We start from the raw sequence: 26,644 nt of genomic DNA, 5'->3' as shown, positions 1-26,644 counted from the left end.
CGGTCGCGCGTCAGCGCTCCTGGCGCGCGACCGACGGCGTGCGGACTGTGCGCCACGCCGTCGCGAGCCGGGCCACACCCTCCCGCAGCGTCTCGGGGTCTCCCTCGGAGAACGAGAGCCGCACGAACCCGGTGAACCTCTCCTGGCCGGCAGCGAACCACTCGCCGCGCTGGTAGACGACGCCGGCGTCCTGTGCGACGTCGAACAGGCGCGCGGAGTCCTCCGCCCCGACGTCGAGCCGCGCCCACACGAAAAACCCGCCGTCCGGGTCGCGGACCTCGACGTGCCCGGCCAGCTCGTCGCGCAGCGCGGCCGCGAGCGCCCTCGCCCTGGGCTCGTACCCGGCGCCGGCGCGCGCCACGGCGGCGTCGTACCGCGGGTCGGCGAGCATCCGGGCGACGACGGACTGCAGGACGCCGCTCGTCTGGCCGTCGAGGCGGTTGCGCAGCTTGGTGTACGCGGGGCGGAGCGACTCGGGCACCGTGAGCCACCCGAGCCGGAGCCCGGGCCCGAGGGTCTTCGAGAACGTGTTCACGCCGACCACGCGGTCCGTGTCGCGGAACCGGGGCCGGTCCGGGACGACGACCCCGGGGAACGCGACCTCGCGGTAGGGGTCGTCCGCGATGATCGTGAAGCCGAACCGCTCGGCGAGGTCGACGAGGGCCGCGGACGCCTCGGTCGAGAGCGTGCCGCCCGCCGGGTTCTGGAACGTCGGGACCGTGAACAGGGCCTTCGGGCGGAGACCGTCGCGGAGCAGCCGCTCGACGGCGTCCACGTCGATGCCGTCCGCGGTGACCGGCGCGGCCACGACGTTCACACCACCCACGAGGTCGAGCACGCGCAGGAAGAGCGGGTACACGGGATCGTCGACGACGATCGTGTCGCCCCGGTCGAGCGTGCCGAGGACGGCGAGCGCGAGCCCGTGAGCCCCGCCGTTGGTGACGACGATGCGCTCGGGATCGACCCTCTCACGGGCGGCGACGGCGGCGCGCAGCGCGGGCAGCCCCTGGGCGGCGGAGTACCGCAGCGCCGTGCCGAAGGCCGGATCCGTCACGACGGCGTGCGTCGCGTCGCGGTACAGCTCGGTCGGGAGCAGGTCGACGGAGGGGTTGCCCCCGCCGAGGTCGATCGATCCCGGCACGGGGCGGATCAGCGTCGCGTCACCGAAACCACGGCGCTCGGGCAACGTGGCGAGCAACGTGCTGGCGCCGGCGAGTCGGTCGGCGTGAGGGTCGGTCACGGGTGTCACTCCATCGGTCAGGGGCGGTACGGGCGGAGGCGCGCGCCGGCGTCGGCGTCGCCGTCCAGATCACGGGCGACGAGCTCGGCGAGCAGCGGAGCGAGTGTCACGCCGCTGTGGGTGAGCACGACGTGCACGTCGGCCTCGACCGGGCCGACGACGGGGAGCCCGTCGGTGGACACGGGCCTCGCGGCCTCGTCGACGCGGAGGAGCGCCTGCTCCGGCACATCGGTGCCGAGGGCACGCTCGAGGTCCGCGCGCAGATGCGGCCACACCGTCGCCGGCGTCGCGGACTCGCCGCCGGCGCGCAGCGCCTCCTCGAGCCGCAGGCTCTGGACGGCGAGCCGGCCGGGGCCGTCGGGGCGCAGCTGGAGGTCGTCGCGGACGACGACGCCGTCGACCGGCAGCGGCTCGGCGAGCCGCACGCGTGCCAGGAAACCGCGCGGCCCTGTGGCCGTCCCGACGCGTCGAGACACCGGGCCGAGGCCGCGGAGGAGCTCCGCGGTGCCGGTGCCTGCCGCGACGACGACGCGGTCCGGGCGCAGCTCGGCGACGTCCTGGCCCTCCGCTCCGCCGAGCGGGACGGCCGTCGCGGTGAGCCCGCGAGAGGTCCGGCGCAGGTCGCGCACGCGGACGCCGGTCCGGACCGAGCCGCCCCGGGCCACCACCCTCGCGCGCTGAGCGGCCACGAAGCGCGCGACGTCGACCCAGCCGTCCTCCGCCGTCCGCTCGGTCCCCACCTCGGACCCGGTCTGCGCGAACCACGCGTCCCCGTTCGCCGAGAGGTCGGCGTGGACCGCCCGCGCGTCCGACCTGAGCTCCCGGTAGTCGTCCGGGAGCGAGCCGGCGGTGTTCACCCAGGCGAAGCTCGCCAGACCGACGCGCGTCGCGAGCCCGGGTTCATCGGTCACCAGCGTGACGTCATGGCCACGGACGGCGACGCTCGCTGCCACGGCGGACCCGAGCACGCCGCCTCCGATCACGAGCACGCTCCGCCCGGTGCGGGAGGCGGGCATCAGTCGATGAACCTGCGCGCGACGCGGTTGCCCAGGAGCTGGACGAGCTGCACCAGACCGATGAGCACCACGATGATGAGGATCATCACGCCGTAGTCGAAGCGCTGGTACCCGTACGTGAGCGCGAGGTTCCCGAGCCCTCCGCCGCCGACCGCGCCGGCGACCGCCGTCGCGTCGATGAGCGCCACGAAGATGAAGGTCAGCGAGAGCAGCAGCGGACCGAACGCCTCCCGTACGACGAACCCGAACAGGATGTGCAGCGGCCGGGCACCGATGGCCTTCGCCGCCTCGACGACGCCCGGGTCGACGGCGACGAGGTTCGACTCCGCCACCCGCGCGATCCCGACGGACGCCGCGATGGTCAGCGGCAGGATCGCCGCGGCCGGACCGATGCTCGTGCCGATGAGGGAGCGGGTCACCGGGGTGAGGGCGATCAGCAGGATGATGAACGGGATCGGCCGGAGGGTGTTGACCACGATGTTCAGCACCGTGTGCGCCACCGAGCTCTGCAGCAGCTGCCCGGACCGCGTCGCGAACAGGAAGATGCCGAGCACGAGCCCGATCACCGTGGCGAGGACGAACGACGCCGTCACCATGAGGAGGGTCTCGTAGAGCGCGTCGGCGACCTTCGGGACGACGACGTCGAGATCGATGCCGGCGAACGTCACCAGGACGTCACCTCCGCCTGGGTGGCGAGCTCCGCCGTAAAGCGGTCGAGTGCGCCGTCGTCCCCGTAGAGCGCGAGGCTGAGCTGGCCGTACGGCCTGCCCTTCACGCGCGCCACGCCGCCCTGGACGATCGCGAAGTCGACGCCGTGCGTGCGCGCGAGGCGCGTCAGGAGGGGGCCGTCCACGACTGCGTCGTCCGCCGCGACGGCGATCCGGCGCCCGTCGAAGCGCTCGTGCAGCTCGGCGCGATCCGCGTCCGAGAGCGACGTCCGGGCGTACGAGCCGACGAGGCCCGCCGTCACGGGGTGGCGCGGGTGGGCGAGCACCTGGTGGATCTCGCCGGACTCGACGACCGCACCCTCGCTGAGGATGGCGACCCGGTCCGCGATCCGCTTGACGACGTCCATCTCGTGCGTGACGACGACGATCGTGATGCCGAGCTCGCGGTTCACGGACCGGAGCAGCTCGACGATCTCGACGGTCGTCTGGGGGTCGAGCGCGCTCGTCGCCTCGTCGGCGAGCAGGATGGACGGGCGGCTCGCGATGGCGCGGGCGATGCCGACGCGTTGCTTCTGCCCGCCGGAGAGGTGCCGCGGGCGCGCGAAGGCCTTGCCGCCCAGCCCGACGAAGTCGATGAGCTCGCCCACGCGCGCAGCGATCGCGTCGTCCTTCCAGCCGGCCACCTTCAGCGGGGTGGCGATGTTGCCGTAGACCGTGCGCGAGCCCCACAGGTTGAACTGCTGGAACACCATGCCGATGCCGTGCCGGAGCTCCCGGAGCTCGCGGGGTGCGAGCGCGTGCACGTCGACGCCGTCGACGAGCACCTGGCCGCTCGTGGGGGTCTCCAGGCCGTTGATGGTCCGCAGGAGCGTGGACTTCCCGGCGCCGGAGCGGCCGATGAGGCCATAGATCTCGCCCGCGGCGATGGACAGGTCGATGTCGTGGAGCGCGAGCGCGCCCGGGCCGCGTCCGGCCGACGCGTAGCGCTTCGAGACGCCGGTGAGGCGGATGCGTTCGGTCATGCGGGCGCCTACTCGGTGAGCTCGGCGAGCGCCTCGCGCAGGTCCTCCACGGGCATCTCGACGATGGTCGCCTCGCCCCGCTTCTCCTCCTCGAGCGCGGCGACGACGCGCTCGTCCCGGTAGGTCTGCTCGAGTAGCGGCCACGCCGGGTCGTCCACGCGCTCCGGCGTCGTCGCGACGACGATCACGTACGGGCTGGACGTCGACGCCGCGGAGTCCTCGAGCGTGAGCGCGTCGTCGCTCGTGATGCCGAGCGCCGGGTCGAAGTCGTCGGTCGCCACGACGACGGCGTCGATCGTGGGGTCGCCGTACGCCGTCTGCACGGACTCGTGGGCGATGCGCACGAGCTCGACGCCGCGCGGGTTGGCCGTGATGTCCTCCTCCGTGGGAAACACCCCGGCGTCCTCGTCGACCTCGAGCACCCCCGCCGTCTGCAGGATGAACAGCGCGCGAGAGAAGTTGGCGGGGTCGTCGGGGACGGCGATGCGTGCGCCGTCGGGGATGTCGTCGGCGCTGGAATACCGGTCCGAGAACAGGCCCCAGGCGGAGATGACCGTGGAGAACACCGGCGTGATCTCGGTGTCGTTCTCGCTGTTGAACTGGCTGAGCCAGGCGACGTGCTGGAACGAGTTCGCGTCGACCTCGCCCTCGACCAGTGCCGTGTTCGGGAGGTAGGGGTCGTCGAAGTTGATGAACTCGATGTCGAGCCCGTTCTCCCGGCCGACGTCGACGATCGCGTCCTGGAAGTCGCTCTGCGCCGTGTCGGCGATGGTGAGCGGGATGAGCTCGTCCTCACCGGCGGCGCCCTCGGCGGGCGACGAGGAGTTGCGGAGGACGAGCGGGATCGTGATGGCGGCGGCGAGCACGACGACGCCGCCGGCCACGAAGCCGATCCGACGGCGCTTTCGGGTGCGTGCGAGGTGGCCGGCGATATCGTCGTGGCTCGTGCTGTCCTGCGACATCAGGTCTCCATGGGGTCGGCGACGGTCGGACCGCGCTGCGGCTCCGTGCACTGCGGGCCGTCTGCCCTCGACCGACTCGTGCGACGTGCAGTGTGCCCAGAGATGCCGGCACCTGAGCGAATGAGTCTGAGGGTCTCGCATCGCGAGACGGCGCGGCCCGAGCGCTGGCCTCGACAACCAGGTCTGGCTGGGTCAGGCTGCAGAAGTGGCGACGTACACGGTGAACCCCGGCGGCCTCAAGCACGCCAGGCGGCTGATCGACGCCAGGCAGTACGTGCTCGACAGCGACTGGGGCGAGGTGCAGCCGCGGGCCGACGACGAGAACGCCTACCTGGAGCGGCACTCGTGGGAGGAGTACGCCGCGTGGCACCTCGGACTCACCGAGGGCGCCTCCGACGAGACCAAGGCCCGCTATGCCTTCGTGTGCGGCGACTTCCGGCGCGTGCACCGGACCGCGCTGATCGCCTGCGTCTACCGGGCCTCCGAGTGGCGACACAAGGAGATCGAGCTCGCCGCACACGACCTGTTGCAGCACCTGGACCGGGTCAGCGGCTGAGCGGCGATCAGCCCTCGGCGTCGTCCGTAAAAGACCTGCCGGGGCGGCCTGACGGCGTCGCCGGGCCGCCTGAACCCTCGGCCGAGCCTCGGCCCTCACAGCTGGATGGCCTGGTTCGTCGTCATGGTAGGGATGAGACGAGGGAGGCAGGCGCCGCGATGACCACCGAGAACGGGCCGGACCAGGGCCGGCGGGAACCGAACCACAGCACCGTGATGGGTGAGCGCCGTCATCTGCTCAACCTCGCGTACCGGCTCCTGGGCACGCTGGCCGAGGCGGAGGACGTCGTGCAGGAGACGTACGCACGCTGGTACGCCCAGTCGCCACAGGAGCGTGACGCCATCCGCTCCCCCGGAGCGTGGCTGACGACCGTGGCGGGCCGCATCTGCCTCGACGTCCTCGGTTCGGCGCGGGCCCGCAGAGAGCGGTATGTCGGGGAGTGGGTTCCCGAGCCGCTGCCCGCGGCCGGCCAGTGGTCCAGCGTCGGCCGGCCTGCCGGCCTCGGCGACCCCGCGGACCGGATCACCCTCGACGAGTCCGTGACCATGGCCTTCCTGGTGACGCTGGAGGCCATGAGCCCGGCCGAACGCGTCGCGCTGATCCTCCACGACGTCTTCGGCTACTCGTTCCCCGAGGTCGCGAACATCGTGGGACGAACGCCGGCGGCCTGCCGGCAGCTCGCCTCCTCGGCTCGCCGCCGTGCCCGTGCGTACGAGTCCCCTGAGACGTCGACCATCCGGCACGCGGAGACGGTCCGAGCATTCAAGAGGGCATGGGTGGCCCAGGACATCGAGGCGCTCCTCGAGCTTCTCGATCCCGACGCGACAGCGATCGCCGACGGCGGCGGGCTTGCCCACGCGGCGCTCGATCCCATCGAGGGCGCCGACCAGGTCGCGCACCACTACGTGTCGATCGCCGAGCGAACGCCCGCGAACGTGACCATCGTCGAGTGCCTGGTCAACGGTCAGCCCGGCTTGTCGGTGCAGCGGGAGGGCGCCATCGTCACCGTGCTGGCGTTCGACATCACCGGTGACCGCATCCAGCACATCTGGGCCGTGCTCAACCCCGCCAAGCTCCAACGCTGGAACGACGACGCCGATCGGCGGCCGACCGCCGGGAGCGTGCCTCCGTCGACGCCGCGCGCCAGCGATCGATGACCCTTGGTGCCGCCACGTGACCGACGCGGGGGCTCACTGCGGCTGAAGCGCCTCGATCGCCAGCCGTGCCTGCGTGGGACGGGCGCCGCGCGCGGCGATGTGGCCGTCGGGCCGGACGAGCACGAAGCCGTCCCCGCGCATGCCGTACCGCGCGCGGAGCGTGCCGCCGGGGTCGGTGCCGTCGTCCACGGAGACGGTGAGCACCGCGCCGTCGCGCGTCAGCGGCTCGGGCGACGCGCCGGCTCGGAACCGCAACAGCGTGAGGTGGTCAGGACCGAAGCGCTCGTGAACCGTGCCCGTGCCGAGCGCGCCGTCTGGTGCGCGGTCGCCGACGCGCGGGCGGGGAGCGAACGGTCCACCTGTCGAGTAGCCCGAGTCGAGCTGCGAGTTCTTCCGGGCACCGCTCCGCGCCGCCCGCTCGCTGCGCCCGCCCATACGGAGGAGCAGGTCGCGCAGTGCCCGCGCTACCGGATGGCGCAGCGCGTACATGCGGCGACGGGCCTCGACGTCCCGGATCGTCGCAGCGGCGATCGGACGTCGTTCCGTCTCGTAGTCGTCGAGCAGGTTCTGCGGGCCGCCGCGAGCGACGGTCGCCAGGCGCCAGGCGAGGTTGACGGCGTCCTGGATGCCGAGGTTCATGCCTTGCCCGCCGAACGGGGGAAAGACGTGTGCGGCGTCGCCGGCGATGAAGACCCGGCCGCGCCGATAGGCGTCGGCGAGGCAGACCCGGGTATGGAAGACGGACGTCCAGTCGAGGCGCTCGATCCCTGCGCCGCCCGGCCCGCGCTCGTCGAGCAGGTCGCCCAGGATCTCGGCGCTCGGCTCCGGGAGGTCTGCAGCGCGCGCCGCGTCCGTGACGTCGACGAAGATCCGCCACAGACCCTCCCCGCCCGGCAGGCGCATCAGCATGAACGGCCCCTCGGGGCCGAGCCACATGGCACTGTCCTCGATCGGCGTCGCGAGGCGCAGGACGACGTCGGCGAGGTAGTACGTCTCGCCCGTGGCCGTGCCCGGGAACGCGATGCCGAGCTCCTCGCGGACCCGGCTGCGTGCGCCGTCGGCCCCGACGAGCCAGCCGGCGGTGAGGCGGCGGCCATCGGCCAGGTGAGCGACGACGCCGGCGTCGTCCTGCGTGAGCCGCTGGAGCTCGGCGCCGCGCTCGACCTCGACGCCCAGCTCGCCCAGCCGGGTGCGCAGGAGATGTTCCAGCCCGACCTGCGGGAGCACGTACGTGTAGGGGTAGCGGCTGTCCGGCGGGATCCACGGCAGCCGCACCAGCTCATCGTCGCCGCGCATGACAGAGGCCCCGGAGAGGCGGTAGGCCACGCGTTCGACCTCCTCCGCGACGCCCAGGCCGGCGAGCAGCTCCATCGACCGCGCCTGGAGGCCGAGCGCGCGCGAGCTCGAGCTTGGTGCCGTACGTCGTTCGATGACGCGGCACGCGATGCCGTTCGCGGCGAGGACGAGTGCCGCCGTCAGGCCTGTCGGGCCTCCGCCGACGACGAGCGCGGTCGTGTCGTGCAGGTTCTCGTGGTCCATGGGCTGTGGCCGTTCTACGGACGAGGGTCGGTCAGAAGGCGTACGGACCCGCTCGGAGCACGCACAGCGCAGCGGCAAGCACGAACAGCACGAGCGGGTACCCGATTTTGCTCGTCTCACCGCGACGGAGGTGCACGATCACGGCGCCGACCATCAAGAGAGCCAGGCCTGCGGCCGCAACGGGAGTCAGAACGGTCATCGTGCCGAGCGCCGGGGGGAGGACCAGCCCCACGGCACCCAGCACCTCCGCCGCACCGATGAGTCGGATCTGCCCCTTCGAGAAGTCTTCAGCCCACGCATAGGCCGCGACGACGTCGTCACGTGACTTGACGAGCTTCACGGCGCCCGACCCCAGGAACGCGAGCGCGAGCAGCCCGGCCGTGATCCACAAGGCGAGGTTCATCGTGATCCCAGGCTCGCGCCCGCAGCCTTGGTCGCTGCGGCTCGGTGCGCGGTGAGCCGCCCTGCGTTCGCGTGCGGGTCGATGCGAGGTTCCATGACGATCTCCTTCGTAGCGTCCTTCTCCTACCCACTACGACGACGCCGCCGGGCACAGTGTCAGATCACCCTCCGAGCCCACCGGCCGCGCGTCGGGCCGCCGTCGCTGGGCTGTGTCACCTGTTGCTCAGGAGGTCGCGGTGCTCAGCGGCGTAATTTCTGGCGCGCCGGATGTTGCGGAGCTGGAGCGGGATGACGACGGCGAGGGCGATTGCCAATACGGCGAGCATGACGAGCGGAATCGTCGATGGGATCACGCCGCCGAGCGCCTGCGAGGTGATGTTGAGCGCGAGGCCGACGTACAGCAGGGCGACGGAGCCCAGCTGCGTCCCAAGCGTGGCCGGTGCGAGGGCGGCGTACCTCGCGGCCGCGATCTGGCCCAGCTCATCGAGCTCGTCATCCTTGCCCTTGAGGACCACACGCGCGATGGCGCGTAGGCGGCCGAAGTCCTGTCCGGTGACCTCGCGGACGCGTCGGTTCAGCCGCAGCGCCGACAAGCTGCAGGCGAGGCTCGCCGCGATGAACGGGAACCCGGACAGAGCCATCGCCAACCGGAGGTCGTTGGGCTCCTCCCCCGTCATAACGGTCAGCGGGATCCAGGCGGCAGCCACCACGACGAGGGTGATCGCAAACGTCAGCGCGGTCCTCCGGATCACACGGCGCGTGTCGTCGCTCGTATCGGGCGCGAAGGCGTCTGTGACCCGACCCTTGGCATCGGCCGACCGGCGCACCCGGTCTCCGACCGGCACCGCGACGATCAGCAGTCCGAGCGCCACGACGGCGATGACCAAGAGCAGCCAGATGGGGACACCCATCGCCAAGCCGGCGACCACCACCAGCGCGGCGCCCAGGACCGTGCCCGCCGTGGCCACGTTGCGCCAGAGGCGGTAGTAGCGGCCGGAGTCCGAGGACCCGCGGAGCTGCCACCACGCGGCCAGGCTGCCCAGGACCACCGGCCCAGAGAACGCCAGTGCGACACCAGCGCCGGATACGGATAGCCAGAGCGGGTCGGTGCGGTCCGCTTGGACCACCATGCCCAAGCCCGCCAACCCCGTGAGGACGGTCAATCCCACCACGGTCAGGACGAACGCCACGACGCGCATGCTGCACCTCCGGGTCTTGACCAAACCCTGGCGATCGCACGAGGCGCCGCCCGGCGACCTACGCGATCTGGCCGACCGAAGCCATCGGCATGCCGCTGACTATAGGGACCCGCGCTCGGCGCACTGACGAGAACAGGTGCGTCAAGATCGACGGCTCGTTCCGGACCGTCGACGAGCTCGAGCTGGTCCTTCACCACCCAGCGCAATCGCCGCTGGGAGGGCGCGCCCTCCACTAAACCCGGGGCGGTTCAGACTGTCGTAGGCGTTGGGCGCTCTCCCGGTTGGCCTGGGCGAGGTCGGTGAGGGTGGTGGCGAGGAGATCGAGCTGTGGCGGGCTCAGCTGAGCCAAGACTGTCGTGGCGGCAGCAACGACCGGCTGCCAGGTGTCGCGCCGCTTGCGGGCGTGACGGTCGGATGTCCGCACCTGTCGGGTGCGCCGGTCCGCGCCCTGGCCCATGCGTATGACGTAGCCGGCCTGTTCGAGTCGATCGAGCACCTTGGTGATCGCCGCTGGGCTCAGTCCGCTGGTCTGAGCGAGCCGGCCGGGCTGCATCGGCCCTTCACGGTCGAGGATCTCCAGGCAGCGCAGGTCGTTGCGGTTGATCCCATAGCGCTCGGCCGCGGCGTCGAGGAGCTCCTCGGTCGCTGCGTGCAGTTGGCGGGTGGCCGACAGGGCGGTCTCGATGGCAGGATCAGCTTGGACAGCTCGTACACGTCGTGTATCTTTCACGGCGTGAATGTTACGGCATCGAGGGGTCCTTCCCGCTGGGCTCAGGTTGGCGCGGCCGCCTACATCCTGTGGGGGTTGCTGCATCTGGGGCTCGGCGTCTCGATGGCGGTTCCCAAGATTGGACAGGGCGCGGCTGCCGCCGGTGAACTCGAGGCCGAGAGCCTGATGTTCTTCGTCTGCGCGAGCGTCTTCGGCGCGCAGGCGATCGCCATTGGCTGGTTCTGCAACCGCGTCAACGACCGATTCGGCTACTGGCTCAACCTTGTCGTCCTCGGTCTCATCGATGCCGCCTTCGTAGCCGTCATGGTGGTGCCCGGACACGTCGACATCGCCGCAGGGCTCTCGGGCCCACTCATCTGGGTCGTCGCCGCGGCCACGTCAACGGTGGCCATTCGCACCGGACATCCGTCGCCAGCTCCTAGGTCACCTGAACCAGCTCAGACCTGACGTCACGGTCATCGCCGTCGTCCTGGCGGCCGGCGCCGGATGCGGCTCGGCTGGGCCCACGCCGCAGTCAACGGTCCGCCCGGCAGTGTCCGAGGCTCCAACCAGCGACCCGACCGCATCCAACGCGCCCACGGCTCGAAGGCGGCGAGGTGACCGGCGACGTCGTCGAGTGACCACTGCGGGCCCGCTCACCCGCCGCCACGGCCGAGCGACGAGGAGGTTGCGCCGAAATGGACACGGCAGTCCCGCTCGCACCCGACGAGCTGGTCCATCCCGTCGACGACGGCGCCGATGCGGGTCAGAACGCCATCGTCCGGCACGGCGAAGCCGTCGGTGAGGAAGATGACGAGCGCCTGCTCCGTGGACCAGTAGACGACGTCGCCGGCACGGTAACTGCGCATGGCATCACCCCGGACGTCGAGCGGCTGCGGCAGGGCAGCGACCTGCGCCGTGCCCATCCTGCTGTCGAACGAGAGAATGTGGTCGGACGGGAGCTGCTCGGTCAGCTGCGCGGCAACGGCGTCGTCCTCCACGCGGACCTCCGCCGCTGCGGTCGAGTCGGCGACGTTCGGGGAGCACGCCGACACGCCGAGAAGCAGCGCTGCTGCGAGTACGAGCCGAGCTCCCTGTGCCATGAACCCATCAGAACCGCCGGCTGCACGCGCGCGGGAGTCCCGGGGCTGACGTGTCCTGACAGGGCATCTCAGAGTGCTCGACGCCGTCCTACCCTCGAGGGATGGATCACCGTGCGGAGGTCCGCGAGTTCCTCATGACACGACGCGCCCGGGTGGATCCGGAGCGGGTCGGCCTGCAGCGCGGCGACGACCGGCGCGTGCCGGGCCTGCGACGTGGCGAAGCCGCCGCGCTGGCCGGAGTCAGCGTCGAGTACTACGCCCGGATCGAGCGCGGGGGACTCGGCAGCGCCTCGCCGGCAGTGCTGGACGGCATCGCGCGAGCACTGCTCATGGACGACGCCGAGCGCGAACACCTGTACCGCCTCGCAGATCGGGCAGGCGCCGCTGGCGGCGGCTCACCGAGGCAGGAGCGAGGCACAACCGGCTGGCGCCCCTCACCGACCCTGCAGTGGTTCCTCGACTCGGTGGGAACGGCGGCTGCCCTCGTCGGCAACGGCCGCACGGACCTGCTCGCGTGGAATCCGCTCGGCCGCGCTCTGATGGACGAGCTGATCGCCACGAGCACGACGGTCAGACCCAACTTCGCGCGGTTCATCTTCCTCCAACCGGTCGCCCGCCGGTTCTACCCGGACTGGGACACGGCCGCCGCGATGAACGTGGCTCAGCTGCGCACGGAGGCGGGCCGCGTCCCACATGACAAGGAGCTCCACGACCTCATCGGCGAGCTGTCGACCCGCAGCGACCACTTCCGCCGGCTGTGGGGACGCCACGACGTGTGGCACCACGAGAGCGGCACCAAGCGCTATCACCACCCGATCGTCGGCGAGCTGACCCTGCACTACGACGGGCTCGACGTCGTCGGGAATCCCGGCGTTCAGCTCACCGTCCTGACGGCGGAACCCGGATCCCCTGACTACGAAGCCCTCCAGGTGCTCGGCGCCTGGTCCACACCCGAACCCGGGACGCCGCACAGCCGGAGTCTGACGCCGCGCGCCACCGAGGCGGAGGCGTGAGGAAGATTCACGGATGACGTCGAACGACACCGGCCAGTTCTCCGGGAGGGTCGCCTAGTCACCGGTGAGTAGCGTGGGTGGTCTCCCGATGATCGGACCTCGACCGACATGACGAGCGACGCGCGCCACCGGCGTGAGCTCGACCTGCTCACGATCGGGACGGAGCGTGACGACCCCGACGACCGAGCACGATCGTGGTCCGAGGACCTGCGGACGGTGGTGAGACGGGGCGAGGGGGTGAGCGCGGGTCTCGCGGAGGCGATCCGGTCGGCGGCGCGGAGCGGCGCCCTTCGTGCGGGTGTGAGGATGCCGTCCTCCCGCGCCCTGGCCGAGGACCTCGGCGTCTCCCGCAACACGGTGACCGAAGCCTACACGCAGCTCGTGGCGGAAGGCTGGCTGGCGACCCGGCAGGGCTCCGGCACGTGGCTCGCCGACCGTGCCGGCGACGGTCCGGACGTGGCCCCGATCGACATCGGGAGCAGGCTGGAGGAGATCGCGTCCTTCCGGTACAGCTTCGAGCCCGGCTCGCCCGACGTGTCGGCATTCCCCCGCGAGGCGTGGGCGGCCGCCGCGCGACGTGCGTTGCTCGCCGCTCCGTCGCGGAGCCTGGGATACATCGACAGCCGTGGCGATCCCGGCTTGAGGCACACACTCGCCGAGTACCTCGGACGGGTGCGCGGCGTCGTGTGCCATCCGGAGCAGGTCGTCGTCTGCTCCGGATTCACCCAGGCGCTGGCCGTGCTGTCCCGGGTGATCGCCTCCCGCCGCGGTGTGCTCGCCCTCGAGGAGCAACGCCACTGGCACCACACCGTCGTCGTGCACACGGCCGGAGTGCGCACCCTGACGCTTCCTCTGGACGAGGACGGGGCGGACGTCGCCCGACTGCCCTCCACGAGCGCGACGGCGGTGCTGCTGACGCCGGCCCATCAGTACCCGTCCGGCGCCCGGCTGAGCACAGCCCGACGTCGCGCCGTGATCGAGTGGGCGCGGACGTCCGGTGGGCTCATCGTCGAGGACGACTACGACGGGGAGTTCCCCGACCCGCGCGGGCGGCACCGTGCCCTGCAGGGCCTGGAACCGGGGCACGTCGCGTACTGCGGCACGGTGAGCAAGACTCTCGCGCCCGGGATCAGGCTCGGCTGGGTCGTGGCACCGCCGGTCTGGGTCGGCGAGATCGTCCGGACGAAGCGGAACCTCGATCAGCAGGCGGGCGTGCTCACCCAGCTCACCCTGGACGACCTGATCACCTCTGGCGAGTACGACCGACACGTTCGCCGCTCCCGCCTCGCGTACCGACGGCGTCGGGAAGCGCTGGCGTCCACCGTCCGAATGGCAGCCCCGTGGGCAGACATCCAGGGCGGGATCGGTGGCCTGCACGTCGTGCTCACCTGGAGCGATCGTCCGGGGATGCCGACCGTCGAGGCCGTCCAGGACTCGTGCGCCCGGCTCGGCGTCTCGCCGCCGCCGGCGCTCACGCGGTTCGGGCCGGTCCCCGCGGGCCGCGCGGGTGTCGTGATCGGCTTCGCGACGCCGGCCGAGCACGAGTTCCGCGGTGCGCTCGCAGCGCTCGCCTCGGCGTTACGAGCAGCAGCGGCCGAGGCAGGCCCCGCCGAGGTCTGAGCGTCCGGCTGATCGCGACCGCCGCTGCCGTGCGGGTCCCTCCACCCGAAGTGGTCCCCTCTTGGGACGGCCAACTGGACCAGCCAGGGGCTGAGGCGCCGACGTAGCGTCGTCGAGTTCCGAACACGGCTGGTGGGGATGGGGGAACGCATGAGCATCGAGCTGGACAGGATCGCCGAGATCCGGGAGTCGCTCGACCGAGTGCAGCAGGTCGCCGAGGCGGTCGACGCCGAGGGCACGCTCGCTGAGGCGACCGATGACACTGGTTCGGTCAGCGTGCAGCTGGGGCACGACGGCGCGATCGTCTCGCTCGTCGTGGACGCCGACTGGCCGGACCACTACCGCCCGGAGGAGCTCGGTCAGGTCGTCCGGGACACGATCCGTGCTGCGGAGGTCGCGCGGCTGAGGACCGCGCTCACCATGACCGGCGAGCGGCTGCGCGACGCTCCGCCGACGACGCGGCCGATGCCGCCGACGTCGGACTCGCTGCCCGGCCGGCTGCGGGAGATCCTCGCCGAGCGCCCGGCCGGGGCGGTCGACGCGCAGGCCGTCGCCTCGAGGCTGAACGGCGTCGTCGACGAGGCACTCCACGCGCTGGGGGAAAGCCGCGAGCTCCTCGAGGCGCGACGACGCGCGCGCTACGACGGGCACCGTGAGGGCGGCGTCGTCGCCACGGCGGATGCTCAGGGTCAGCTGCTCGAGGTCGCCTACGACGGCGACTGGTTGCGTGGGCAGTCGGCGCTCGCGATCTCCCTCGCCACGACGGACGCGATCGTCGCAGCGCGGGCCGAGGCATCCGCAGCCGCCGCGCGGAGCTCTCACGACGCGACACCCCTCGAGCGACTAGCGCGCGAGCTCCAGGACCCGATGGCCGTCGCCGACCGACTCGGCCTGCTCGGCTGACGGGAGGCGCCATGACGTACGAGGTGGCGATGGAGGCACTCGCCGAGGAAGCGGTGCTCTGGTACGAGGTCGCGAACGGACTGAGATCGGCCGCCAACTCCGTGAACGGGCTCGGGGTCGTGGAGCGGGCGTTCACGTTCCTCGGGGACGGGTTCGACCAGCAGTACGAGCAGGTCCGCACTCGCATCCACGATCTTCTCGTCGACGGGGCGAACACCGTCCAGGGGGCGTCGGAGGAGCTGCGGTACGTGCATGCCACGTACGCCTCGACGGACGAGGCGGCGAAGGCCCGTCTCGACGGCCAGTGGAACTGGGAGTGAGGGGGCAGACATGAACATCGACGCCGTCATCGAGCTCATCCGGAACGTGGAGCGGGAGATCGCCGCCGCTCGGCAGCGGGTCGTCGACGGGATCGACCTCTCCTCGCCGACGGACATCGTCGGCGGCATGCTGATCGCGGAGGCGCTCGACTACCTCGACACGCTCGTGCGGCAAGTCATCGACTGGCTGGAGGAGATCAGCATCGCGTTCGGGAATCCCGCGGACATCGACCGGGCGGCGAACGGGTGGGCGTCCGGGGTCGGCGGGCCGGTCTCAGAGCTCCGCACGCTCGTGGAGTCCAGCGACCTGCTGCGCGGCGGCAACTGGACGGGCGAAGCGGCTGAGGCCTACGGCCGCCTGATCCCGATCCAGCTCGACGCGATCGGCGACGTCATCGACCCGATCGCGCTCGAGATCTACGATGCCCTCTCCGACGCCTGGCTCGGCGTCAGCGTCTTCCAGATGGGCCTCGTCGCCACGCTGGTCGCCCTCATCGCGGGCATCGCGACCTCGTTCACGATCGCGCCGCTCATCGCAGCGGTCGCGACGGCCGCTGTCGCCCTCACCACGGCGGTCATCACGCTGCAGTGGGAGCTGAGGAACGCGGCCGGCACGCTGGGCACGCTCGACGCCGGGGTTCGCGACAGCTGGCCGCAGTTCGCGCGGTGACACCGGGCGTTCAGCCCCAGCTGGCTCGCGCCAACCGTCGCCACGGAGCAGCGCCGGTGGCGGCTTTGCTGTCGCGCTCGCCGGGCAGGTACCCTGCACGGGACTCGGCCTCGGCCGGTCCCCTTGGAGACGTCGCATAGTCAGGTCTAGTGCGCGGCCCTGCTAAGGCCGTGGAGGAGCAATCCTCCCGTGGGTTCAAATCCCACCGTCTCCGCCACGAGGCCCCGAATCCCTAGGGATCCGGGGCTTTTCGTTGGCATCATGCGGCTAGCGGGCAGTCGACTCGCCCGCTGCGGTGAGCACAAATGGGCAGGTGCCACGGCGATCGCGGGGGCGAGTGGCCGGAGCACCGATCGCGCGCAGCGAAGATCCTCGTGGGACCGGTCTGCACCGTGATCGGTTCCACGGAGACTGCTCTTGGGCTCAGGCTTGCTGCGGAGCGCGAACGGTGTCACGGTCCGGGCTGGTCACCATGGTCGCCGACGATGCGGTGCGCGGCCAGGTCCAGGCGTACCGCAGGATCAGGGCGAGAAGGATCAGTTCCAGCGCGATGCCGAGGCCGTAGAAGTACAGCCAGGACTCGCCCACCGCGTTGAATGCCGTGACGGGGACGTAGAGCGAAGCCACGACGAGGTTCGTGATCCGGTTCACCCTGGCGGGCAGTGTCATCGACAGCACGACCATGAGGATCGGGATGGCCATGAGGGCCAGCGCCGTCGTCGAAAAGGTCTGGGAGAGGGCGAACTCGAAGACCCTGCCGGCGAGGATGTCGTCGACGACGCCGGGCGTGAAGAAGTTGAGAATGTCCACGTAGGCGTACAGGAACATGAGGCTTGTCCACGCTGCGGCGAGCTTGGCTCTCACCGGGATCGGCTGGTCGTCCAGTGTGATGGTGGGTTGACGTGTTCTCATCATGGGCTCCGTTGCTGTGGTGACGATCGGTAGGTCCACGATCGACGAGCGCGGCGGCGAGCTCGTCCGCCCGGAGGCTGCAGTTCGCCTGGCCGATGGCAGGATCTCTCTCTCGTGCTTTCGGCCGGTACGCCAGGACGCGCCGATCCCTAGGCTGGATTCGTGGTCACCGTTCGGCGCTCCATCTGGCACGAGCCGCGGCCTGCTGACGTCCCGCCCGTTGGTCGTCTCGACTGGCTGCTCGTGGGCGTCTTCGCGGCCGCTGCCTTGGTCGAGGGCCTTGTCCGGCCGGGCTTGGCCTGGCGACCCCTGGTGATGGTGCTCGCCCTGGCGCTGATACCTGCCCTGCTCTGGCGGCGGCGCCGCCCCCTGGTGGCCGCCCTGGTCGGGTGGGGCGTCGCCGGGCTGCTCTCGGTCCTCCAGCTGACTGCAGACGCCGGGGAGCTCGGCCTGTACGCCATGATGGCCGTCCTGATCCTGCTCTACTCACTGGTGCGGTGGGGCTCGGGACGGGAGATGGTCGTGGGGACGGCGTTCGTGACAGTCGTCGTCGCGCTGGGGATGTACGCAACCTCCGCGGGCTGGGTCGACGTTTTCGGCGGGATCGTCCTCTTGTTGTTGTTCGTCGCCCTCGCAGCGGTGTTCCGCTATCGCGCGGACCTCCTGCATCGCCAACAGCGCGAGATCCGCAATCAGGAACGGGTGGCGCTGGCGCGTGAGCTGCACGACACCGTGGCCCACCACGTCTCGGCCATCGCGGTGCAGGCACAGGCCGGTGGCGTGGTCGCCGGCGCCCAGCCTGAGAAGGCTGCCGAGGTCCTGGCCGCCATCGAGTCTGAAGCGTCGCAAACCCTGGCGGAGATGAGATCCATGGTGCGGGTGCTGCGCGAGGAGGAAGCCGTCGCCTACTCACCGCCGCTGGGTGTCGCGGACCTGCCTGCTCTGGCGCGCGCCGACACGACGCCCACGGTCGAGGTCTCGCTGGACAGCTCGTTGACTCGGCTGGCACGACCCGTGGACGCCGCGCTCTACCGGCTCGCGCAGGAGTCGCTGACCAACGCCGTCCGGCACGCCCGGAGCGCGACCCGCGTCGGGATCGTCGTACGGCAGGAGGGCGACGCCGTCAGGCTACGTGTCAGCGACGATGGACAGACGGAGCCGGGCCCAGCCCCGGAGCCTGGATTCGGCCTGCTGGGCATGGCCGAACGCGTCCTGCTCCTCGGCGGCTCGCTCTCCGCGGGGCCGGGGCCCGATGGTGGCTGGGTGGTCGAGGCCGTGCTGCCGGTCGAGGTGCTGACATGAGCATCCGTGTGGTCGTAGCCGACGACCAGGACCTGGTCCGGGCCGGGCTGGTGATGATCCTCGGCGCGCAACCCGACCTCGAGGTCGTGGGTGAGGCAGAGGACGGGCTCGCAGCGCTCGAGCTGGCGACCCGACTGCGTCCCGATGTCCTCCTCGTCGACATCCGGATGCCCGGGCTCGACGGCGTCGAGGTGACGCGGCGGCTGGCCGGGCCAGGCGTGACGGACCCGATGGCGGTCGTCGTGATCACCACCTTCGACCTCGATGAGTACGTCCTCGGCGCCCTACGCGCGGGCGCCCGCGGCTTCCTCCTGAAGGACGCCGGGCCGGAGCTCCTCGTGCGGGCCATCCACGCCGCGGCCGAGGGGGACGCGCTGATCGCCCCCAACGTCACCCGACGGCTGCTGGCGACCTTCGCCGACCAGGCGCCGGCGGTACCGGTCCAGCCCATCGACCCTCTCACCGGGCGCGAGGAGGAGGTGCTCGCGCTGGTGGCACGGGGCCGGACCAACGCCGAGATCGCCACCGAGCTCTTCGTCGGCCTCAGTACGGTCAAGACCCACGTCGCGTCGTTGATGACCAAGCTCGGCGCCCGCAACCGCGTCGAGATCGCGATGTGGGCCTACGACACCAGGCGCGTGAGAGCGGACTAAACGGTCCGGTTCAGACTCCCCCTGCGCACAGCTACGACCCGAAGCGGGTGATGAGCCGGTCCAGCGCGGCGTCGACGTCGGGATCGACCACGCGGCGGCGCTCGTCGGCGTCGTACCAGGCGAGGACCTCGGCGGCGCCCTGCCAGTACCGGGTGGTGGCCGTGTACTCGGGCACCAGCGCCTTGACCTTGCTGTTGTCGAAGACCACCGAGTGCACCTTGTCCCCGACCAGCCCGTCGAGCTCGTCCTGCAGCTCGGTCCCGATGGCCCGTCCCGGGATGGGGATGAGCTCCGGCTCGTCCGCGCCGGCGGCACGGGCCAGGATCCGCGTGATCTGCGCCCAGGTGAGTGACTCGTCGGAGGTGATGTGGAAGGTGTCCCCGACCGCGCGGCGGTCGCCCAGCAGCCCGACGAACGCGACGGCGAAGTCGCGCGTGTGGGTCAGCGTCCACAGCGAGGTACCGTCGCCGACCACCGGCACCGGCGCTCCGCGGCGCAGTCGGTCGATCGCCGTCCAGCGTCCCGGGATCGGGATGCTGCGCTCGTCGTAGGTGTGGCTGGGGCGGACGATGGTCGCCGGGAAGTCGCGCTCGCGCCAGGCCCGCACCAGCACCTCCTCGCTGGCGATCTTGTTCCGCGAGTACTGCCAGAACGGGTTCTTCAACGGCGTCGACTCGGTGATCGGCAGGTGCTCCACCGGCTTGGCGTAGGCCGAGGCCGAGGAGATGTAGACGTACTGGCCGACGACGCCGTCGAAGATCTCGACGTCGGCCGCCGCCTGCTCGGGCGAGAACGAGCGGAAGTTCACGACGACGTCCCACTCCTGGCCGGCGACGGCGGCCCGGATCGAGTCCGGATCCCCGGCGTCTCCGACCAGCGACCTTGCGCCCTCGATCGGGGGCCGGGCGTCCGGGGTGTCCGACGCCGCCGAGACGCCCCGGTTGAGGAGCGTGAGGTCGTGACCCCGTTCGATCGCCAGTCGGCTCGACGCCGCGCTGATCGTGCCGTTGCCGCCGATGAAGAGGACTCGCAGCGCTGCCATGGCGGCCACCCTAGCCATCCCGCGGTACCCGCCCTCGGGCTGGTCCGGACGCACGGGTGCGCCGAGGTGCTGACGCGTCGGATCGGATCGATCTCTCCTTGGTGCCTTCCGCTCAGCTGCTGTTCCCGTTCGACCTGGAGGTAGCGCTCGCCGTCGACGACGTCAGCCGCTACCGGTGCTCGGCCGTGACGACCGGACCGTCGCTCGCCGTCGCCTCGTACGCGCCGACCGTCGCCGGCCAGGTGGCGGCGCATCGCGATCGCCCGCACTCGCACGCGAACGGGAACTCCGGTCGCGCGTCCAGCCGCTCGGTCTCGACCCAGAGCCGGATCTGCCTGGCCGCCGCCCGGTTCTCGAACCGCCGCTGCTCGGCGAGACGCGCGCCCGGTTCGAGGCGCGACGCCGCGCCGAGCGCAGGAGCCAGAGCCGCCTCGGCGGCGCGCCGAACGGCCACCCAGTCGGGGTCCGCGCCCACCTCCACCACGGGCCGCCCCGCGACCACCGCGCCCTCCCGCACCCGGCGCGCCAGGACGGCGTCGCGCGCCAGGTACCCGGCGAGACGCGCCCGACCTCCCGGGTCCTCGACGGCGGCGAGGCGGCGCTCCCGCGCCGACCTCGTCTGCTCCGCGTCCGGCACGAGCCACACCGCCCAGCCGTCGCGGAGCCCGGACGCGTCGTCCGGGAACAGCTGGGGTCCCTCGACGACGGCCGGAACCTCGCCGAGGTCGCGGGCGCGGACGTCGGCGCGCACGAGGGCGAGCCGCTCCCTGCTGCTCTCCACGAACACCTCGGCGGCCGCATCCGGTTCCTCCGGGTCGGGTGGCGGCCAGTCACGTGGCCCGAGCCGCTGGACGTGGTCGTAGGTCCACCGGTCGATCGGGTGCAGCGGCAGGTCGTGCTCGTGCGCGAGCGCACGAGCGATCGTCGACTTCCCCGCCCCCGGCGCCCCGCCGATCCACATCATCGGTACGTCCGGCCGCCCCGTCGCCTCGTCGGTCACCCAGGGAAGTCTCGCGCACCTGCACGAGGCGCGCTTCGCCGTCGTCGGCAGCCGACGGCGTTTGATCGCCCGACGGCGTCAGCTGGCCTCGGCGACGGTGAGGGCCTCGGCCTCGGCGATCTCCGGCTCGTCGTCGCGGTCGGCGTGCCCCAGCGTGCGCCGCTGCGTCAGCAGCACGACGAACGCGACGACCACGGCCGCCGCCCCCATCCAGAACGGCAGCCCCACGCTCACCTCGGCGAGGAACCCGGCGAGGAACGGCGCGAGCGCGCCGCCGAAGAACCGCACGAAGCTGTACGCCGCCGACGCGACGGCCCGCTCCACCGGCGCGGCCACCATCACGGCCTCCGTGAGGAGCGTGTTGACGACGCCGAGGAACGCACCCGCGAGGATCACGCACACGATGAGGGCAGCGGGCGCCGTCGTCGTCAGGGCCATGACCGCGAGGACGACGCCGAGCCCCACGAACATCGCCAGGATCACGCCGATCCTCCCGAACCGCCTGTGCAGGCACGGGGCGACGAGCACCGACGTGACCGCCAGGCACACACCCCAGCCGAAGAAGATGAGGCCGAGGGAGCCGGCGGACATGTCGAGCACGAGCGGCGTGTACGCGAGGAGCGCGAAGAAGCCCATGTTGTAGAAGAACGCCGTCACGGCGAGCGCACGCAGCGCCGGGAAGCGCAGGGCGCGGAACGGGTCCGCTAGCGACGTCCGCCGCTCGGGCGGGGCGCTGCGGGGAAGCAGCACGGTGATCGCCACGAAGGCGATCGCCATGAGCACGGCGGTCCCGAAGAACGGCCCGCGCCAGCTCACCGAGCCGAGCAGACCACCGAGCAGCGGGCCGGTGGCGATGCCGACGCCGAGCGCCGCCTCGTACAGGATGATCGCCGACGCCACGCCCCCGGACGCTGCCCCGACGATCGTCGCGAGCGCCGTCGCGATGAACAGCGCGTTCCCGAGTCCCCAGCCGGCCCGCAGGCCGACGATGGCGCCGATCGAGTCGGAGGCTCCGGCCAGCGCGGCGAACACGACGATGATCGCGAGCCCGGCGAGCAGCGTCTTCTTGGCCCCGATGCGGCTCGACACCCAGCCAGTCACGAGCATCGCGACCCCGGTCACGGCCATGTAGCTCGTGAACAGGAGCATGACCTGGGCGTGCGTCGCGTCGAGGTCGCTGGCGATCGCCGGGAGGATCGGGTCCACGAGACCGATGCCCATGAACGCGACGACCGCCGCGAACGCCACCGCCCACACGGCGCGCGGCTGCCTCAGGAGCGAGGGGCCGCCGTCGTCGGACGTCGGGCTCGACCCCGCCGTCGGGTCGTGCTGATCTGCGGCGGTGGACGCCGACGGCGCCGCCCCCGATGCGTGGGCGTTGCGTGGGGTGGTGGTCGTCATGCGGCGTCCTCTCCGTCTGAGCGCGAGTGCGGCGTGGTCTGCGAGCGCGGCGACGGCGCCACGTGGCCAACCGGAGACGGTACTCCTTTTGGTTGCACCATGCAAGCAGCACGAACGGTTCGCCCCGCTGGGATGCCCGCGAGAGGCCGCGTTCCGCCGATCGCCGCGTGGGCAACCGGCGGGACGCGACGCCTCGGCGAACCGAGGGCGGCGCGGAAGGCCCGGCCTCAGCCGTGCATGAGCCCCGTGACGTTGCCGTCGGCGTCGGCGACAGCGGCGATGCGCCGCCCCGGGCCGACCTCGGCGATGGGCTTCACGAGCGTCGCCCCGGCCGCCGTCGCCGCCTCCACGGCGGCCTCCAGGTCGTCGACCGGGTGGTACCCGATCGGACCCGTGAGCCCGGTCGCGTGGCCGTTCGGGTCGAGGCCGATCTCCTGGTCGCCGAGCCGGTAGCCGACGTAGTACTCCGAGTCCGCGTACGGCTCCGTGCCGAGCAGCGTCGTGTAGAACGCCTTCGCGGCCGAGAGGTCCCGGACGGGGTACGTGATCACCTTGAACACCTGCGACATGCTTCTCACCTCGAGGGTCGCGGTCACATCCCGATGATGCGACGCGTCATGTGGGTGACGACCGGCGCGAGGAGGATGTGACCGATGGACCGCACGGAACGACTGGCCCGACGCTTCGAGGAGGACCGGCCGCACCTGCGCGCCGTCGCGTACCGCCTCCTCGGATCCGCCGCCGAGGCCGACGATGCCGTACAGGAGGCGTGGCTGCGACTCAGCAGATCGGACACGAGCGACGTCGCCAACCTCACGGGGTGGCTGACGACGGTCGTCGGGCGGATCTCGCTCGACATGCTGCGCTCCCGCACGTCGCGCCGCGAGGCTCCGCTCGAGGCCGAGCGCTCGGACGCCGTCGACCACGCCGCGCCCGACCCGGAGGCCGCGGCCGTGCAGGCGGACGCCGTCGGCACGGCCCTCCTCGTGGTCCTGGACCAGCTCGCACCCGCGGAACGGCTGGCGTTCGTGCTGCACGACCTGTTCGGCGTGCCGTTCGAGGACATCGGGCCGATCGTCGGGCGGTCGACGACGGCGTCCCGTCAGCTCGCGAGCCGCGCGCGGCGGCGGGTGCGTGGGGCCGGCGACGACGCCGGCGCCGAACCGGACCCGGCCCGCCAGCGTCAGGTGGTCGAGGCGTTCCTCGCGGCCTCGCGCGAGGGCGACTTCGCCGGGCTCCTGGCCCTGCTCGACCCGGACGTCGTGCTGACCGCCGACCGGGCCGCCGTCGCCGCCGCGACCGTCAACGCGGCGAAGGGGGCCCCGGAGCTCGCTCCCGAGGTGCGCGGTGCTGGCGCCGTCGCGGAGGCGTTCGCCGGGCGCGCGGCGTACGCGACGACGGCGCTCGTCGACGGCGCGTGGGGCGCCGTGTGGGCCTCGGACGGCGCAGCGCGGGCGGTGTTCGCGTTCACGGTAGAGCGGGGACGCATCGTGGGCATCGACCTCGTGCTGAACCAGACCACCGTGCGCGAGATGGACGTCCAGCTCGTGCCGTAGCGGGGGCGCGGGACCTGGCCCATGGCCAGGAGTGGGGTGGATCCGGGAGCGCATGGCTCCCGGATCCACCCCATTCCTGGACCTAGCGCAGGGCGGAGGGCGGGGGATTCGAACCCCCGGTGCGGGGTCACCGCACAACGGTTTTCAAGACCGTCACATTCGGCCGCTCTGTCAGCCCTCCCGGCTCGCGGGCGCCAGGGCGCGACGCGGGCGGCGCCCATTCTCCCGCACCCGACGTCAGGCCGCGTCCCACCATCCGGAGGCGCGACCCGGCGTCACGACGTCGAGCCCGTACACGGCGCTCACCCGGCACAGCAGCGGGTCGTAGCTCACCATCACCCGCACGTCGGGGTGCGTGACGGCGATGCCGACGTCGATCGCGCGGAACGGGTCGACGACGCTCGCGGCGTGCGCCGCCGTCGCGAGCGCCTGGTCGCTGACGCCCAGCACCTCGACGCCGACGACGGCGTCCTCCCCCGCGCGCTTGGTGGCCGGCGGGGACGAGCGCAGCCCGCTGCGCATGCGCGCCAGCGCCCCCGCGCTCGTGCACAGCCGGCCCTCGAGCTCCCCCTCGAACGTCGCCCGCCACGCGCGCCAGGGCGCGGCGTCCGGGCCGTCGGCGGCGTCGACGGCGAAGGTCGACCCGTCGACGAATGCGCGCACCCACCCAGCGTAGGGCGGCCTCGGCGAGGACGCGGATGGGGTGACGCCGTAGGGTCGTCAGCGTGCTCGCGATGACGATCGACGACGGGCGGCTGGTCCCCACGGACGTCCCGCGCCCCGAGCCCCGTCCCGGCCAGGTGCTCCTCGACGTCGTGGCCGCCGGCGTCAACCGCCCCGACCTCCTGCAGGTCGCCGGGGGCTACCCGCCGCCGCCCGGCGCGCCCGTGTGGCCGGGCCTGGAGGTCTCCGGCCACGTCGCCGCGGTGGGCGACGGCGTCACGTCGCTCCGCACCGGCGACGCCGTCGTCGCGCTGCTCGACGGCGGCGGGTACGCGGAGCAGGCGGTCGTCGCGGCGGGGCAGGTGCTCCCGGCGCCCGACGGCGTCAGCCTCGTCGACGCCGCCGGGTTGCCCGAGACGGTGTGCACGGTGTGGTCGATGATGGTCCGCGCCGCGCGCCTGCGGGCCGGGGAGACCGTGCTCGTGCACGGCGGGTCGGGCGGCATCGGGACGACGGCGATCCTCGTCGCGAAGGCGCTCGGCGCGCGGGTGATCACGACCGCGGGCGGCCCGGACCGGACGGCGCGCTGCCGCGACCTCGGCGCCGACGTCGCGATCGACCACCGGCCGGGCGACGTCGTCGAACGCGTCGAGGACGCCTCCGACGGCCGCGGCGTCGACGTGATCCTCGACCTCCTCGGCGGCGGAGCGCTCGCCGACAACGTGCGACTGCTCGCCACCGACGGTCGGCTCGCCGTCATCGGCACCCAGGCCGGCAGCCGCGGCGAGCTCGACGTGTGGCAGCTCATGAAGCGCCGCGCGAGCGTGCACGCCGCCACGCTCCGCGCGCGCCCGCCGGCGGAGAAAGCGGCGATCGTGGCCGACGTCGGCACCCACGTCTGGCCGATGGTGGCGGCGGGGCTCGTGCGCCCTGTCGTGGACCGCGTCCTGCCGCTGCGCGAGGCCGCGCAGGCGCACGCGCTGCTCGACGCCGGCGCGATCTTCGGCAAGGTGCTCCTGGCGACCGGCTCCGGTTCGGCGGGGGGCGCGGCATGAGCGTCGGGACCGCCGAGCTCGCCGACGCCTTCGAGGCCGAGCGTCCCCGGCTGCTGCGCGTCGCGTACCGGCTGACGGGCAGCGTCGCCGACGCCGAGGACGCCGTGCAGGAGGCCTGGCTGCGCCTCGACCGGGCGGAGTCCGCAGCGATCCGCGACCTGCCCGCCTGGCTCACGACGGTCGTCAGCCGCATCTGCCTCGACCGGCTCACGTCGGCCGCCGCCCGCCGCGAGACATACGTCGGGAACTGGCTGCCCGAGCCGGTCGTGACGGCGTTCCCGACCCCCGGGCACGCGAGCGCCGCGCCGGACCCCCTGGACGCCGTCGTCGCCGACGCCGACGCGCGGTACGCCGCCCTCGTCATCCTCGAGGCGCTCCCGCCGAACCAGCGCGTCGCGTTCGTGCTGCACGACGGCTTCGGCGTGCCCTTCGCCGACGTCGCCGACGTGCTCGGGACGTCCCCCGCGAACGCGCGCCAGCTCGCGGCGCGCGCCCGTGCCGGCGTGGCCGACCCACCTCCGGCGTCGGACGCCGAGACGCGCCTGCGCGCCGTCGAGCAGCTCGCCGCCGCCCTCTCGGCCGGCGACCTGGACGCGATCGTCGCCGTCCTGCACCCGGACGTCGTCGCCCGCGGGGACTCCGGCGGCACGACGGCGACGGCGCTGCACGCGGTGCGCGGCTCCGACAAGGTCGCCCGCTTCTTCCTCGGGCTCCTCGACAAGTACGGCACGCACGTCATCACGACGGCGCGGCCCGTGCTCGTCAACGGCGAGCTCGGCTTCCTGCTCGCGGGCTCGCCCGGCGACGCCACGCACGACCCGATCCCGCCCCGCGTCATGGCGCTCGGCGTGCGCGACGGCCGCATCGCTGAGCTGTACGACCTGGCGAACCCCGCGAAGCTGCGCCACGTCCGGCTGCCCGACGGCACGCGCCCCGTGCCGGAGGCGGACTGAGCCGCCGG

General features: G+C 72.3%; 29 protein-coding genes and 2 tRNA genes. 14 read left to right on the top strand and 17 right to left on the bottom strand.

Features of this window, described 5'->3' with window-relative positions:
- Window positions 1-10: 10 nt before the first annotated feature.
- Genes BCAV_RS02125 through BCAV_RS02105 form a run of 5 tightly spaced genes read right to left on the bottom strand, consistent with a single transcriptional unit; the run spans window position 11 to window position 4,908 of the window.
- A complete protein-coding gene (locus BCAV_RS02125; protein ID WP_012725467.1) occupies window positions 11-1,240 on the bottom strand; it encodes an aminotransferase-like domain-containing protein in 1,230 nt (409 codons plus the stop codon).
- A gap of 17 nt (window positions 1,241-1,257) precedes the next feature.
- Complete coding sequence (locus BCAV_RS02120; protein WP_012725466.1) at window positions 1,258-2,256, bottom strand: NAD(P)/FAD-dependent oxidoreductase; 999 nt, start codon at window positions 2,254-2,256, stop codon at window positions 1,258-1,260.
- Window positions 2,256-2,924 (bottom strand): methionine ABC transporter permease, encoded by a 669-nt coding sequence (locus BCAV_RS02115; RefSeq protein WP_012725465.1) that lies wholly within the window; start codon window positions 2,922-2,924, stop codon window positions 2,256-2,258. Before BCAV_RS02115 ends, BCAV_RS02120 begins: the two co-directional genes overlap by 1 nt.
- Entirely contained in the window at window positions 2,921-3,946 is a 1,026-nt protein-coding gene (locus BCAV_RS02110; RefSeq protein WP_012725464.1) for a methionine ABC transporter ATP-binding protein, read from the bottom strand. The genes BCAV_RS02115 and BCAV_RS02110 overlap by 4 nt, the downstream gene beginning before the upstream one ends.
- 8 nt (window positions 3,947-3,954) lie before the next feature.
- Window positions 3,955-4,908 (bottom strand): MetQ/NlpA family ABC transporter substrate-binding protein, encoded by a 954-nt coding sequence (locus BCAV_RS02105; protein WP_012725463.1) that lies wholly within the window; start codon window positions 4,906-4,908, stop codon window positions 3,955-3,957.
- A gap of 205 nt (window positions 4,909-5,113) precedes the next feature.
- Between BCAV_RS02105 and BCAV_RS02100 the strand changes: the two genes are divergently transcribed.
- Window positions 5,114-5,464, top strand: a complete 351-nt coding sequence (locus BCAV_RS02100) for a hypothetical protein (RefSeq protein ID WP_012725462.1) — start codon at window positions 5,114-5,116, stop codon at window positions 5,462-5,464.
- Window positions 5,465-5,622: 158 nt separating this feature from the next.
- Window positions 5,623-6,621 (top strand): RNA polymerase sigma factor SigJ, encoded by a 999-nt coding sequence (gene sigJ, locus BCAV_RS02095; RefSeq protein WP_012725461.1) that lies wholly within the window; start codon window positions 5,623-5,625, stop codon window positions 6,619-6,621.
- A gap of 33 nt (window positions 6,622-6,654) precedes the next feature.
- Here the strand turns inward: sigJ and BCAV_RS02090 are convergent, their stop codons facing one another.
- The 4 genes from BCAV_RS02090 to BCAV_RS21985 form a co-directional block, all read right to left on the bottom strand.
- A complete protein-coding gene (locus BCAV_RS02090; protein ID WP_012725460.1) occupies window positions 6,655-8,160 on the bottom strand; it encodes an FAD-dependent monooxygenase in 1,506 nt (501 codons plus the stop codon).
- 31 nt (window positions 8,161-8,191) lie between these two features.
- On the bottom strand, window positions 8,192-8,563 hold the full coding sequence (locus tag BCAV_RS02085; RefSeq protein WP_012725459.1) for a DoxX family protein: 372 nt from the start codon (window positions 8,561-8,563) through the stop codon (window positions 8,192-8,194).
- Window positions 8,564-8,774: 211 nt separating this feature from the next.
- Window positions 8,775-9,752, bottom strand: coding sequence for a hypothetical protein (locus BCAV_RS02080; RefSeq protein WP_144016683.1), 978 nt, complete (start codon window positions 9,750-9,752; stop codon window positions 8,775-8,777).
- A 241-nt stretch (window positions 9,753-9,993) separates the two neighbouring features.
- Window positions 9,994-10,491, bottom strand: a complete 498-nt coding sequence (locus tag BCAV_RS21985) for a MarR family winged helix-turn-helix transcriptional regulator (protein WP_187292840.1) — start codon at window positions 10,489-10,491, stop codon at window positions 9,994-9,996.
- A gap of 75 nt (window positions 10,492-10,566) precedes the next feature.
- Between BCAV_RS21985 and BCAV_RS02075 the strand changes: the two genes are divergently transcribed.
- A complete protein-coding gene (locus BCAV_RS02075) occupies window positions 10,567-10,938 on the top strand; it encodes a hypothetical protein (RefSeq protein ID WP_144016682.1) in 372 nt (123 codons plus the stop codon).
- Window positions 10,939-11,126: 188 nt separating this feature from the next.
- On the opposite strand, the gene BCAV_RS02070 is transcribed toward BCAV_RS02075, so the two are convergent.
- Window positions 11,127-11,471, bottom strand: a complete 345-nt coding sequence (locus BCAV_RS02070; protein ID WP_012725456.1) for a cyclophilin-like fold protein — start codon at window positions 11,469-11,471, stop codon at window positions 11,127-11,129.
- Between the two features lie 203 nt (window positions 11,472-11,674).
- Here BCAV_RS02070 and BCAV_RS02065 point away from each other — a divergent pair, with 203 nt between their 5' ends.
- The 6 genes from BCAV_RS02065 to BCAV_RS02040 all read left to right on the top strand — a co-directional run bounded on the left by BCAV_RS02065 (window position 11,675) and on the right by BCAV_RS02040 (window position 16,316).
- The gene (locus tag BCAV_RS02065; protein ID WP_012725455.1) at window positions 11,675-12,586 is read left to right on the top strand and encodes a helix-turn-helix transcriptional regulator; all 912 of its coding nucleotides are present in this window, start codon (window positions 11,675-11,677) and stop codon (window positions 12,584-12,586) included.
- A gap of 108 nt (window positions 12,587-12,694) precedes the next feature.
- Window positions 12,695-14,206, top strand: a complete 1,512-nt coding sequence (gene pdxR / locus BCAV_RS02060) for a MocR-like pyridoxine biosynthesis transcription factor PdxR (protein WP_012725454.1) — start codon at window positions 12,695-12,697, stop codon at window positions 14,204-14,206.
- A 150-nt stretch (window positions 14,207-14,356) separates the two neighbouring features.
- Window positions 14,357-15,109 carry a hypothetical protein gene (locus BCAV_RS02055; RefSeq protein WP_012725453.1) on the top strand — a complete coding sequence of 251 codons (753 nt, stop codon included), beginning with the start codon at window positions 14,357-14,359 and terminating at the stop codon, window positions 15,107-15,109.
- A gap of 11 nt (window positions 15,110-15,120) precedes the next feature.
- The gene (locus BCAV_RS02050; protein ID WP_012725452.1) at window positions 15,121-15,429 is read left to right on the top strand and encodes a hypothetical protein; all 309 of its coding nucleotides are present in this window, start codon (window positions 15,121-15,123) and stop codon (window positions 15,427-15,429) included.
- Window positions 15,430-15,439: 10 nt separating this feature from the next.
- Window positions 15,440-16,099, top strand: a complete 660-nt coding sequence (locus BCAV_RS02045) for a hypothetical protein (RefSeq protein WP_012725451.1) — start codon at window positions 15,440-15,442, stop codon at window positions 16,097-16,099.
- 125 nt (window positions 16,100-16,224) lie between these two features.
- A tRNA-Ser gene (locus BCAV_RS02040) sits at window positions 16,225-16,316 on the top strand.
- A gap of 206 nt (window positions 16,317-16,522) precedes the next feature.
- On the opposite strand, the gene BCAV_RS02035 is transcribed toward BCAV_RS02040, so the two are convergent.
- Window positions 16,523-17,050: a DUF6326 family protein gene (locus BCAV_RS02035; RefSeq protein ID WP_245528928.1), complete on the bottom strand. Its 528-nt coding sequence runs from the start codon at window positions 17,048-17,050 to the stop codon at window positions 16,523-16,525.
- A gap of 123 nt (window positions 17,051-17,173) precedes the next feature.
- On the opposite strand from BCAV_RS02035, the gene BCAV_RS02030 reads away from it, so the two are divergent.
- Both BCAV_RS02030 and BCAV_RS02025 read left to right on the top strand, forming a co-directional pair.
- Window positions 17,174-18,313 carry a sensor histidine kinase gene (locus BCAV_RS02030; protein ID WP_012725449.1) on the top strand — a complete coding sequence of 380 codons (1,140 nt, stop codon included), beginning with the start codon at window positions 17,174-17,176 and terminating at the stop codon, window positions 18,311-18,313.
- Window positions 18,310-18,966 (top strand): response regulator, encoded by a 657-nt coding sequence (locus BCAV_RS02025; RefSeq protein ID WP_012725448.1) that lies wholly within the window; start codon window positions 18,310-18,312, stop codon window positions 18,964-18,966. Before BCAV_RS02030 ends, BCAV_RS02025 begins: the two co-directional genes overlap by 4 nt.
- Before the next feature lie 31 nt (window positions 18,967-18,997).
- Here the strand turns inward: BCAV_RS02025 and BCAV_RS02020 are convergent, their stop codons facing one another.
- From BCAV_RS02020 to BCAV_RS02005, 4 genes are all read right to left on the bottom strand, one after another.
- Window positions 18,998-20,008, bottom strand: coding sequence for an NAD-dependent epimerase/dehydratase family protein (locus BCAV_RS02020; protein WP_043346423.1), 1,011 nt, complete (start codon window positions 20,006-20,008; stop codon window positions 18,998-19,000).
- A 169-nt stretch (window positions 20,009-20,177) separates the two neighbouring features.
- Complete coding sequence (locus BCAV_RS02015) at window positions 20,178-21,008, bottom strand: hypothetical protein (protein ID WP_144016681.1); 831 nt, start codon at window positions 21,006-21,008, stop codon at window positions 20,178-20,180.
- 78 nt (window positions 21,009-21,086) lie between these two features.
- A complete protein-coding gene (locus tag BCAV_RS02010) occupies window positions 21,087-22,409 on the bottom strand; it encodes an MFS transporter (RefSeq protein WP_012725445.1) in 1,323 nt (440 codons plus the stop codon).
- 227 nt (window positions 22,410-22,636) lie between these two features.
- A complete protein-coding gene (locus BCAV_RS02005) occupies window positions 22,637-22,978 on the bottom strand; it encodes a VOC family protein (protein WP_012725444.1) in 342 nt (113 codons plus the stop codon).
- Window positions 22,979-23,062: 84 nt separating this feature from the next.
- Between BCAV_RS02005 and BCAV_RS02000 the strand changes: the two genes are divergently transcribed.
- On the top strand, window positions 23,063-23,965 hold the full coding sequence (locus tag BCAV_RS02000) for a sigma-70 family RNA polymerase sigma factor (protein WP_012725443.1): 903 nt from the start codon (window positions 23,063-23,065) through the stop codon (window positions 23,963-23,965).
- A gap of 93 nt (window positions 23,966-24,058) precedes the next feature.
- Here the strand turns inward: BCAV_RS02000 and BCAV_RS01995 are convergent.
- Window positions 24,059-24,146, bottom strand: a tRNA-Ser gene (locus tag BCAV_RS01995).
- Between the two features lie 56 nt (window positions 24,147-24,202).
- Entirely contained in the window at window positions 24,203-24,628 is a 426-nt protein-coding gene (locus tag BCAV_RS01990; RefSeq protein ID WP_012725442.1) for a hypothetical protein, read from the bottom strand.
- Between the two features lie 71 nt (window positions 24,629-24,699).
- Between BCAV_RS01990 and BCAV_RS01985 the strand changes: the two genes are divergently transcribed.
- Window positions 24,700-25,683, top strand: coding sequence for an NAD(P)H-quinone oxidoreductase (locus BCAV_RS01985; protein ID WP_012725441.1), 984 nt, complete (start codon window positions 24,700-24,702; stop codon window positions 25,681-25,683).
- On the top strand, window positions 25,680-26,636 hold the full coding sequence (locus BCAV_RS01980; protein ID WP_012725440.1) for a sigma-70 family RNA polymerase sigma factor: 957 nt from the start codon (window positions 25,680-25,682) through the stop codon (window positions 26,634-26,636). Before BCAV_RS01985 ends, BCAV_RS01980 begins: the two co-directional genes overlap by 4 nt.
- The last annotated feature ends 8 nt before the right edge of the window (window positions 26,637-26,644 follow it).

The sequence above is a fragment of the Beutenbergia cavernae DSM 12333 genome, from assembly GCF_000023105.1.
Lineage (GTDB): Bacteria > Actinomycetota > Actinomycetes > Actinomycetales > Beutenbergiaceae > Beutenbergia > Beutenbergia cavernae.
This window is presented reverse-complemented; position numbering and strand designations above follow the sequence as displayed.